The 11,307-nt window shown below is 60.2% G+C and carries 6 protein-coding genes and 1 pseudogene; all 7 read left to right on the top strand.

Going from position 1 to position 11,307, the window contains the following annotated elements; genetic code table 11:
- Nucleotides 1-16: 16 nt before the first annotated feature.
- Entirely contained in the window at nt 17-214 is a 198-nt protein-coding gene (locus N5K27_RS14460) for a hypothetical protein (protein WP_279817233.1), read from the top strand.
- Entirely contained in the window at nt 211-1,713 is a 1,503-nt protein-coding gene (locus N5K27_RS14465; protein ID WP_279817234.1) for a class I SAM-dependent DNA methyltransferase, read from the top strand. Before N5K27_RS14460 ends, N5K27_RS14465 begins: the two co-directional genes overlap by 4 nt.
- A complete protein-coding gene (locus tag N5K27_RS14470; protein ID WP_279817236.1) occupies nt 1,701-3,950 on the top strand; it encodes a class I SAM-dependent DNA methyltransferase in 2,250 nt (749 codons plus the stop codon). Before N5K27_RS14465 ends, N5K27_RS14470 begins: the two co-directional genes overlap by 13 nt.
- Nucleotides 3,947-5,089, top strand: a complete 1,143-nt coding sequence (locus N5K27_RS14475) for a restriction endonuclease subunit S (RefSeq protein WP_279817238.1) — start codon at nt 3,947-3,949, stop codon at nt 5,087-5,089. Before N5K27_RS14470 ends, N5K27_RS14475 begins: the two co-directional genes overlap by 4 nt.
- Nucleotides 5,082-8,069: an HsdR family type I site-specific deoxyribonuclease gene (locus N5K27_RS14480; protein WP_279817239.1), complete on the top strand. Its 2,988-nt coding sequence runs from the start codon at nt 5,082-5,084 to the stop codon at nt 8,067-8,069. Before N5K27_RS14475 ends, N5K27_RS14480 begins: the two co-directional genes overlap by 8 nt.
- Before the next feature lie 10 nt (nt 8,070-8,079).
- Nucleotides 8,080-10,937: pseudogene (locus N5K27_RS14490) on the top strand (TrlF family AAA-like ATPase).
- A gap of 1 nt (nt 10,938) precedes the next feature.
- The coding region (locus tag N5K27_RS14495; protein WP_279817243.1) for an ATP-binding protein at nt 10,939-11,307 on the top strand (369 nt) is incomplete at its 3' end.

Raw genomic sequence — 11,307 nt, forward strand, 5'->3', positions numbered from 1 at the left:
CTGACGAGACGCTGCCATGTCACGCCTGAAGGACGAAACCCTTTCCATCCGCACCTCCGCCGAGATCAAGCAGCTTTTGCGCTTGGCGGCTGATCGTGAGCGTCGCTCGGTGGCCTCAATGATCGAAATCCTGGTGCTGGAGTACGCTCGTACGCATGAATTGCATGCCGATGACGCCGCGAAAACCCCAGTCAAGAGCACGCTATCCAAATGACGCAAGCAACCCCGGCAATCACCCTTGGCCAACTTGAAGGCCACCTCTGGGAATCCGCCAATATCCTGCGCGGCCCGGTGGATGCGGCTGACTTTAAGACCTACATCTTCCCGCTGCTGTTCTTCAAGCGCATCTGCGATGTCTGGGATGAGGAATACCAGGAGATCGTCGATGAGACCGGCGACGAGCAACTGGCCTGGTTTCCCGAGTCGCACCGCTTCCAGATCCCGGAAGAATGTCACTGGAACGACGTTCGTACCAAGGCCAGCAATGTCGGGACGGCCCTGCAGCGCGCGATGCGCGAGATTGAGAAAGCCAACCCCGACACCCTGTACGGCGTGTTCGGCGATGCCCTGTGGTCGAACAAGGATCGGCTGTCTGATGCCTTGCTCAAGGACCTGATCGAGCACTTCTCCAAGCTGCCGTTCGGCAACAAGAACGTCAACTCGGATCTGCTTGGCGACGCCTATGAATACCTGATCAAGAAGTTCGCTGACGCCACCAACAAGAAGGCCGGCGAGTTCTACACCCCGCGCAGCGTCGTGCGGCTGATGATCGACATGCTCGATCCCAAAGAAGCCGAGACCATCTACGACCCGGCCTGCGGTACCGGCGGCATGTTGCTGGCCGCCGTGCAGCACGTGAAAGAACAGCATGGCGACGTGAAGCGGCTGTGGGGCAAGCTGTACGGGCAAGAGAAGAACCTCACCACCTCATCCATCGCGCGGATGAACCTGTTCCTCCACGGCATCGAGGACTTCCAGGTGGTGCGCGGCGACACGCTGCGCAACCCGGCCTTCTTTGAGGTCGACCGACTGGCCACATTCGACTGCGTGATCGCCAACCCCCCGTTCTCGCTGGAAAAGTGGGGCGAGGACCTGTGGTTGAACGATCCCTTCGGCCGCAACTTTGCCGGTCTGCCACCCTCATCCAGCGGTGACTTCGCCTGGGTGCAACACATGGTCAAGTCGATGGCCGACGTCAGCGGCCGGATGGCCGTGGTGCTGCCCCAGGGCGCCCTGTTCCGCAAAGGTGTGGAAGGCAGCATCCGCCAGAAGCTGCTGGAAATGGATCTGGTCGAGGCCGTGATCGGGCTGGCACCCAACCTGTTTTACGGCACCGGCCTGGCCGCGTGCATCCTGGTCTTGCGCAAGCGCAAACCGGTCAAACACAAAAAGAAGGTGCTGATCGCCGATGCGTCACGCTTGTTCCGCCGGGGTCGCGCGCAGAACTATCTGGAACCCGAGCACGCCGCCGAAATCCTCAGCTGGTATCGCGGCTTTGCCGATGTGCAGGACGCGGTCCGGGTGGTCCGCCTCGACGAGATCAAAGCCGAGGACTGGACGCTGAACATTTCGCGCTATGTCTTGCCACCACTGCAAGAAGACATCCCGCCACTGCCTGACGCCATTGCGGCGTTCAAGGATGCGCTCACCCGCTGCCGCGAAGCCGAAGAACGGCTTGCGCAGGTCATGAATGAAGGGGGATGGCTGAAATGAGTTCGGATCGTCCATTCAAAGACAACAAGATCTTTACTGAGGAACTGGCTAATGCTGCGCGCGCTCGACTGAAGGAAAAGTTTGCCCAGATGGAACAAGAGAAAGCTCGTAGCACCAAACGCATCAGCCAACAAGAGCTCGAAAGCTACCTTTGGGGCGCCGCCGTGCTGCTGCGCGGCCTCATCGACGCCGGCGACTACAAGCAGTTCATCTTCCCGTTGCTGTTCTACAAGCGCGTCTCGGATGTTTGGAACGAGGAATACCAGGCGGCGCTGGCCAACTCCAATGGCGACCTCTCCTATGCCCAGTTTGCGGAGAACCACCGTTTCCAGATTCCCGAGGGCGCGCACTGGAACGACGTTCGCCAGGCACCCAAAAACGTCGGTGCAGCCATCCAGAAAGCCATGCGCGCTATCGAGACCGCCAACCCGGATCTGCTTGATGGCATCTTCGGCGATGCACCCTGGACCAACCGCGAGCGCCTGCCCGATGAAACGCTGAAAAACCTGATCGAGCACTTCTCGACGCAGACGCTTTCGGTGGCCAACGTGCCCGAGGACGAGCTCGGCAACGCCTACGAATACCTGATCAAGAAGTTTGCGGACGACTCCGGACACACGGCCGCCGAGTTCTACACCAACCGCACCGTCGTTCACCTGATGACGCAACTCCTGGCACCGCAGGCGGGCGAGTCGATCTACGACCCCACGTGCGGCACCGGCGGCATGCTGATCTCGGCGCTGGACGAAGTGAAGCGCTCGGGCGGAGAGTACCGCACGCTCAAGCTCTACGGGCAGGAGCGCAACCTCATCACCTCGTCCATCGCCCGCATGAACCTGTTCCTGCATGGCGTGGAGGACTTCGAGATCATCCGGGGTGACACCCTGGCCGAACCCAAGCACATCGAAGGCGACCGCCTGCGCCAGTTCGACGTGATCCTGGCCAACCCGCCGTACTCTATCAAGCAGTGGAATCGCGAGGCCTGGAGCAGTGACAAGTGGGGCCGCAACTCGCTGGGCACGCCGCCGCAGGGCCGTGCCGATTACGCCTTCCAGCAGCACATCCTGACCAGCCTCACCGCCAAGGGGCGGTGTGCCGTGCTGTGGCCCCATGGCGTGCTGTTCCGCAATGAAGAACAAGCCATGCGCGCAAAGATGGTCGAGCAGGATTGGGTCGAGGCCATCATCGGCTTGGGTCCCAACCTGTTCTACAACTCCCCGATGGAGTCGTGCATCGTCATCTGCAACCGCAAGAAGGTCGCCGCTCGCAAGGGCAAGGTGATCTTCATCGACGCGGTGAACGAGGTCACCCGGGAACGGGCACAGAGTTTTTTGAAGCCCGAGCACCAGCAGCGCATCCTGAGCGCTTACAAGACGTTTGCCGATGTGCCCGGTTTCGCCAAGGTCGCCACACTGGCCGAAATCGGTGCCAATGCGGGCAACCTCTCGATCCCGCTGTACGTGAAGCGCATTGCCGCCGCAGTCGCCACCGACAGCAATGGCGACGCGGTATCGCTGCGCTCAGCTTGGAACCAATGGCAGACCGATGGTCGTGCCTTCTGGCAACAGATGGACGCAGTGGTGGAAACGCTGGATGGGCTTTGCCCTACCAGTCCTGTGGCCCAAATAATTCCTATGCCACAGAAAGCGAAGTCGCCAGTGCAACCAGCTTTTAAGCGTGCAGTCCTCGCAGCGGAGATCGTGCATCAATCGCATCGTGAACAGCGCTTTGGCAGCGTGAAGCTAGAGAAACTGCTGTTCCTGAGTGAAAAGCACTTTAGTCTCGAAGCCGACATGCAAAGCCATTACTATCGGCAAGCAGCAGGGCCATATGATCCCAAAGCCATGCGTTCTATTGTGAACAATCTGCGATCACATAAATGGTTTGACACATCAAAAATAAATGGCCGCACGCAATACACCCCGCTGGAGAAAGTGGGGCAGCATGCTGACTACTATGCTCGCTACTTCGCACATGCGCGTGACGGCATAAATCTTCTGATCACGCGGCTCAAGGCGGCCAGCACGGAACAATGCGAGATCGTGGCCACGCTGTACTCGGCTTGGTTCGATCTCAAAGCCAAGAATGAGCCTTTCGTCGATGAAGACATCATCCGTGAAGTAACTCATAACTGGCACCCCAGCAAGCAGCGTATTGAAGAAGCACGTTGGTATAGGGCCCTAGCATGGATGCGCGAGCATCGCCTGACCCCTGATAATGTGGGGGATTTGGTATGAGTGCTCGCCGTGTCAAATTCGGTGATGTGGTACGCCTCTCGAAAGCGCGCAGCCAAGATCCGCTGGCCGACGGCATTGAACGCTACGTCGGCCTGGAACATCTCGAACCCGGTGACTTGCGCATCCGCAATTGGGGCAACGTCGCTGACGGCGTGACCTTCACCAGCGTGTTTCAACCTGGGCAGGTGCTGTTCGGCAAGCGACGCGCTTACCAGCGCAAGGTGGCTGTGGCGGATTTCTCTGGGGTGTGCTCCGGTGACATCTATGTGTTGGAAACCAAGGACGCACAGGTTTTGCTGCCGGAGCTGCTGCCCTTCATTTGCCAGACCGATGCCTTTTTTGATCACGCGGTGGGCACTTCTGCCGGCTCGCTGAGCCCTCGTACCAACTGGGAGAGCTTGGCTAGTTTTGAGTTTGTGCTGCCGTCTTTGGATATCCAGAGTCAAATCGCTTCTGCGATCACATCTGCGCTCGAATGCGAACTGGCTTATGAACAAGCACGCAACAACGCCTCTGCTTTGTTCCGCTCAGCCTCCGTTGAACTTCTCAGCCCTGCGGATTCATGGAAACAGACTCTATTGCAAGATGTGGCAACAGTAGATCGCGGGAAATTTAGCCACCGACCTCGAAACCTCCCGGAGTTCTTTGGAGGTCCTTATCCTTTTGTGCAGACCGGTGACATCGTTGCCTCGACGGGTGATTTGCGTGGCGCATCGCAGATGCTTAGCGATGAGGGGCTGAAATACAGCAAGTCGTTTCCTAAAAACTCGATCCTCATAACCATCGCGGCCAACATTGGCTACACAGCCATAACGACGCAGGAGACGTGGTGCCCGGACAGCGTTGTTGGGATTGTTCCAAGAGATGGCACAAATGTTCGCTTCCTTGAGTACGTGCTCCGGACAAAGCAAAAGTACCTTGAAAATCATGTGGCCACCCAAACTGCACAGAAGAACATCAATCTTCAAGATCTGAGACCACTTCGATTGGATATGCCTGATCCTGTGACCCAGAAGGAGGTTGCGGATCAGCTTCACACATTAGAAAAGGCGGTTGCCGATTTGGACCGCCGCTTTACAACGGCGCGCGACTTCCGGGCGAGGCTCGCTAACGAGATGATCGGAGTTGCTGATGTTTAACGAATCCAACACCGTCGAAGCCTACGTCCGCGATCTGCTCGCAGGCCCCATTAAGGCTGTCCCGGGCAACACTGTTCAGGAGCCTCAAGCCAGCTACGGCCCTAGCCCCAAGGGCATCGGTTGGCGATACGCCGCCCCGGCTGAGGTGCCGCGCCAGATTCAGGAAGTGCTGGTCGAGCCCTGGCTGCGCGAGGCGTTGATCCGCCTGAATCCGGAGATTGCTGCCCAACCCGACCGCGCCGACGAGGTGCTCTACAAGCTGCGCGCCATCGTGCTGTCGGTGCGCTCGGATGGGCTGATCCGCGCCAACGAGGAAATGACCGCGTGGATGCGTGGTGAGCGCTCGATGCCCTTCGGTCACAACAATGAGCATGTGCCGGTGCGGCTGATCGACCTGGATGATCTGGCGCAGAACCAGTACATCGTCACCCAGCAGTACACCTACCGTGCTGGCCCCATCGAGCGCCGCGCCGACCTGGTGTTGTTGGTCAACGGGCTGCCGCTGGTGCTGATCGAGGCCAAGACGCCGGTCAAGAAGTGCATCAGTTGGGTCGATGGCGCGGTGCAGGTGCACGACGACTACGAGAAGTTCGTGCCAGAGCTGTTCGTCTGCAACGTGTTCTCGGTCGCCACCGAGGGCAAGGCCTACCACTACGGCTCCATCGGGCTGCCGGTCAAGGACTGGGGCCCGTGGCACCTGGATGGCGACGGCGAGGATGGTCAGCACCACCCGCTGAAGTCGCTCAAGCTGTCCGCTGAGAGCATGTTGCGCCCGCATGTGGTGCTGGACATCCTCGGCAGCTTCACCCTCTTCGCCACCAACAAGAAAAAGCAGCGCATCAAGATCATCTGCCGCTACCAGCAGTTTGAAGCGGCCAACAAGATCGTCGAGCGCGTGCTGGCGGGTTACCCCAGGAAGGGCCTGATCTGGCACTTCCAGGGTTCGGGCAAGTCACTGTTGATGGTCTTTGCCGCGCAGAAGCTGCGCATGCATGCCGGCCTGAAGAATCCCACCGTGCTGATCGTGGTGGATCGAATCGACCTGGATACTCAGATCACCGGCACCTTCACTGGCGCTGACATTCCCAATCTTGAGAAAGCGGACACCCGCGAGAAGCTGCAGCAGCTGCTGGCTCAGGACGTGCGCAAGATCATCATCACCACGATCTTCAAGTTCGGCGAGGCCACTGGCAGCCTGAACGACCGCAGCAACATCATCGCCTTGGTGGACGAAGCCCACCGCACGCAAGAAGGCGACCTGGGCCGCAAGATGCGTGAGGCCCTGCCCAACGCGTTTCTGTTCGGCCTGACCGGCACGCCGATCAACCGTGCCGACCGCAACACCTTCTACGCCTTTGGTGCCGACGAGGACGAGAAAGGCTACATGAGCCGGTACGGCTTCGAGGAGTCGATCCGCGACGGTGCCACGCTAAAACTGCACTTCGAACCGCGCTTGATCGATCTGCACATCGACAAGGCTGCCCTGGACGCCGCCTACAAAGACCTGACCGGCGGCCTGTCGGATCTCGACAAGGACAACCTCGCTAAGACTGCCGCCAAGATGGCCGTGCTGGTGAAGACGCCCGAGCGCATCCGCAAGATCTGCGAGGACATCGTCGAGCATTTCCAGACCAAGGTGGAGCCCAATGGCTTCAAGGGCCAGATCGTAACGTTCGATCGCGAGTCCTGCCTGCTGTTCAAGGCCGAGCTGGACAAGCTGCTGCCGCCTGAGGCTACAGACATCGTGATGTCGGTGCAGGCGGCGGACAAGAAGGAACATCCAGAGTACGCGCCCTACGACCGAAGCCGTGACGAAGAAGAGCGACTGCTGGATCGCTTCCGTGACCCGGCCGACCCGCTAAAGCTGATTATCGTCACGGCCAAGCTGCTGACCGGCTTCGACGCGCCAATCTTGCAGGCCATGTACCTGGACAAGCCGCTGCGTGACCACACGCTGCTGCAGGCCATCTGCCGGGTGAACCGCACCTACTCCGAGCAGAAGACCCACGGACTGATCGTCGACTACCTCGGCATATTTGATGACGTGGCTGCAGCACTGGAATTTGACGACCAGAGCGTCAAGCAGGTGGTGAGCAACATTCAGGAGCTGAAGGACAAGCTGCCAGAAGCCATGCAGAAATGCCTGGCCTTCTTTGGCGGCTGCGACCGCAGCGTGCAAGGCTACGAGGGCCTGATCGCCGCGCAGCAGTGTCTGCCCAATAACGAGGTAAGAGACAACTTTGCTGCTGAGTACAGCGTGCTCAACAAGATCTGGGAGGCCCTGTCACCCGACACCGTTCTGGGCCCCTTCGAGAAGGACTACAAGTGGTTGTCGCAGGTGTACCAGTCGGTGCAGCCCTCCAGTGGCCACGGCAAGCTGATCTGGCATTCGCTGGGTGCCAAGACCATCGAGCTGATCCACCAGAACGTGCATGTCGACGCGGTGCGGGATGACCTCGACACCTTGGTGCTGGACGCCGATCTGCTGGAGGCCGTGCTCTCCAACCCCGATCCCAAGAAGGCCAAGGAGATCGAGATCAAGCTCAAACGCCGCTTGCGCGGGCATGGGGGTAACCCCAAGTTCAAGAAACTGTCGGAGCGGCTCGATGCGCTGAAGGACCGCTTCGAATCCGGACAGATCAACAGCGTCGAGTTTCTGAAGCAGTTGCTGGAGATCGCCAAGGAGACGCTACAAGCCGAGAAGGAGGTCCCGCCTGAAGAGGACGAGGATCGAGGCAAGGCGGCGCTCACCGAGTTGTTCAACGAAGTAAAGACCGCCGAGACGCCGATCATGGTCGAACGCGTCGTGGCGGACATCGACGAGATCGTGCGCCTCGTCCGATTCCCGGGCTGGCAAGGCACGCAGGCCGGCGAACGCGAGGTCAAGAAGGCCCTGCGCAAAGCCCTCTTCAAATACAAGCTGCACGCGGATGAGGAGCTGTTTGAGAAGGCCTACAGCTACATCCGGCAGTATTACTGAGGGAATGAACATGAGCGTCAACGCAAGCCAACCCTGGCCTTATCCCGGCGCCCGCTGGTGGAAGTTCGATTTCCATACCCACACGCCGGCTTCCAAGGATACCGGGGCATGGCAGGTAGCCATCGGCACGCCGATGAGTTAACGCCGCAGACATGGCTGCTCAAGTACATGGCCGCCGAAATCGACTGCGTGGCGGTCACCGACCACAACACCGGTGAGTGGATCGACAGGCTCAAGTTGGCCTATGCAGAGATGAAGCGTGAGGCCGACGCGGGCACGCCACCTGACGGGTTCCGTGAGCTGCACCTCTTCCCCGGTGTGGAAATCTCGGTGCAGGGTGGCTTTCATCTGCTGGCGATCTTTGACCCGTCCGCCACCAGTCAGACCATCAGCGATCTGCTGGCAAGGGTGGACTACCAAGGCACGCGCGGCGACAGCGATGGCGTCACCCGCATCGGCGCCGCCCAGGTGGTGGAACGCATTCTGGCGGCGGGCGGCCTTGCCATTCCGGCACACATCGAAGGCGACAAGGGGTTGTTGCGGGTCGAGCCTGGTACGCGCAGATGCGTGATGGATGCCAACACGGTTAAGGCGGTCTTGCAGGAGCCCGCCATCCTGGCGCTGGAGTGGACTGCCTCCTCCAGCCCCGTGCCCATGGTGCTGGATGAACTGAAACTGCGTTTTTCCAGCGTGGCGGGCAGCGATTGCCACAGCTTCCAAGGTACGGCTGTTCCCGGTTCGCGCTACACCTGGATCAAGATGGCCCGGCCTAGCCTGGAGGGCTTGCGCCTTGCGTTGCTCGATGGGCAGGAGGTGTCGGTCAAGCGCAGCGATGAGAGCAACGGCTTTGCGCCCTTCAATACGCCCGAGCATTTCATCGAATCGATAGAAATCCGTGACGCACGTTACATGGGGCGCGGCAGAACGTCTGCGAGATTGCCGCTCAACCCCTACTTCAATGCCTTGATCGGCGGTCGTGGCACCGGTAAATCGACCATCGTACATGCCCTGCGTCTGGCTTATCGCCGTGAGAAGGAGCTGTCGCTCAGTTCGGAAGCCGGGCAGACCTTCAAGCGTTTCAATCAGGTTGCCAGGAGCCGCAATGACGAAGGCGGACTACGGGCGGAAACCAGCCTCTGCGTGCAAGTACAGCGCGATGGCATGCCCTATCGCTTGATCTGGCGGCAGGATGGCCAGGGCCACGCGGTGGAGGAATGGGACGCCGCTACGGGCAGTTTCAAGCCTTCGGCCAGTCAGGCCGTCACCGAGCAACGCTTTCCGGTGCGTCTGTTCAGCCAGGGGCAGATCGCCGCGCTGGCCGGTGACAGCCAGCAGGCACTGCTCAAGGTGATTGACGATGCGGCGGGCACGCAATCGCAGCAAGCCGCTTTCGAGGAAGCTAAGCGTGCCTTCCTGGCCGCACGGGCGCAGATGCGCGAGCTGGATGGCAAGCTGCAAGGGCGTGAAGCGTTAACACTGGCCCTGCAAGATATTCAGCGCAAGCTGGCCCGCTTCGAGGGCGCCGATCATGCCGCTCTGCTGAAAAACTATCAGCGCACCAACCGGCAAAGCCGCGAGCTGGAACGCCAGTTCGACGCCTCCGCCGAACTGGCAACCCGCTTGAAAGCGCTTGCCGACGATCTGTTGGCGGAAGACTTGCCGGAAGGCTTGTTCGATACCGCCGAGGACGGCCCGGCACTAGGCATTGTCCAGGCGCTGCACGCCGCCATCGCCAAGGCGCAGCAGGACGTCGAGCGCGCGGCAAACGTGCTGCAGGAGCGAGGGCAAGTCCTGAGAGGTGAACTGGAGGCTTCGCCCTGGTTTGCGCGGATCGGCGCGGCCAAGACGGCTTACGAGCAGCTCAAGGCCGACTTGCAGCAACAAGGCGTCAGCGACCCCAGCGAGTACGGTCGTCTGGTGCAAGAAAAGCAGCGCCTGGAAATCGAGCTGAAGAAGCTGGAAGCCTTGCAGAAGCAGCACACCGAGTTGCGCGAGAAGGCCAAGTCGTTGCTGGAACAGGTGCAATCCGCCCGCCGCGCCATCAGCGCCCAACGGCGCGCATTTCTGCAGGCAACGCTGCAAGGCAATCCCTTTGTGCGCATCGAGCTGATCCCGTACAGCCGGGACGCGCAGGGCATCGAGCGCTCCTTGCGGGAGGTGCTTGGGGCCGCTGAAGGCAAGTACGTGGACGACCTGTATCAGGAGCAAGAGGGGGCATCCCCCAAAGGGCTCGTGGCCGATCTGCTGGGCACGGTTGATCTGGTCGAGCAGCCGGGCGTATGGGATACGGCGGCCTTCGAGCAGGCGCTATTGACGCAGAAGAAACGCCTGTCGCAAGCCTGTCGCGGCCAGGCTGAGTTTGGAGGCTGGTTCAATAAATTCCTGAAAGCGGAAGCCGACAAGCGCCCGGAGTTCATCGATCACATCCTGTGCTGGTTCCCTGAAGACGGTTTGCAGGTGGAATACAGCCGCAAAGGTGACGGGCGGGACTTTCAGTCCATCGGCCAGGCGTCCGCCGGGCAGCGCGCGGCGGCCATGCTGGCCTTCCTGCTGGCGCACGGCAACGAGCCGCTGGTGCTCGACCAGCCAGAAGATGACCTGGATAACCACCTGATCTACGGACTGGTCGTGCAGCAGATCCGCAGCAACAAACTGCGCCGTCAGCTCATCATCGTGACCCACAACCCCAACATCGTGGTCAATGGCGATGCGGAGTTGATCCACGTACTGGACTTCAACCACCAGTGCCACGTGAAGCAAACCGGCTCGTTGCAGGATCAGGCCATGCGCCGCGAAGTCTGCCAGGTGATGGAAGGCGGCGAAGAAGCGTTCGAACGGCGTTACCAACGCCTGGGAAGAGAGGTTTGACATGTTCGACAACATCGCGGACTTGATCGACAAGATTCGCCTGGGAGAGGACTCCTATCTGGAGTTGAAGGAAGTCCGCTTTGCCGGTCAAAAGGTGTCAGCCCCCCATAAAGATTCGCTGGCCGATGAGCTGGCCGCTTTCGCCAACAGCCGGGGGGGTGTGTGCGTGCTCGGCGTGGACGACACCCGTGAAGTGCTCGGTATCCCGCTGGAGCGCTTGGACCTGGTGGAGGATTTCGTCCGGCAGATTTGCCTGGACAGCATCACCCCGCCGCTCGCGCCGGTGATCGAGCGTCTGAGCCTGCCCAGCACGTCAGGCGAGTCCTTGCCTGCGCTGAAGATCGATATCGCAAGCAGCCTGTTCGTGCAT

Origin of the sequence: Pigmentiphaga sp. GD03639, assembly GCF_029845405.1 — a bacterium.
In the GTDB taxonomy this organism is placed as follows: domain Bacteria; phylum Pseudomonadota; class Gammaproteobacteria; order Burkholderiales; family Burkholderiaceae_B; genus Pigmentiphaga; species Pigmentiphaga daeguensis.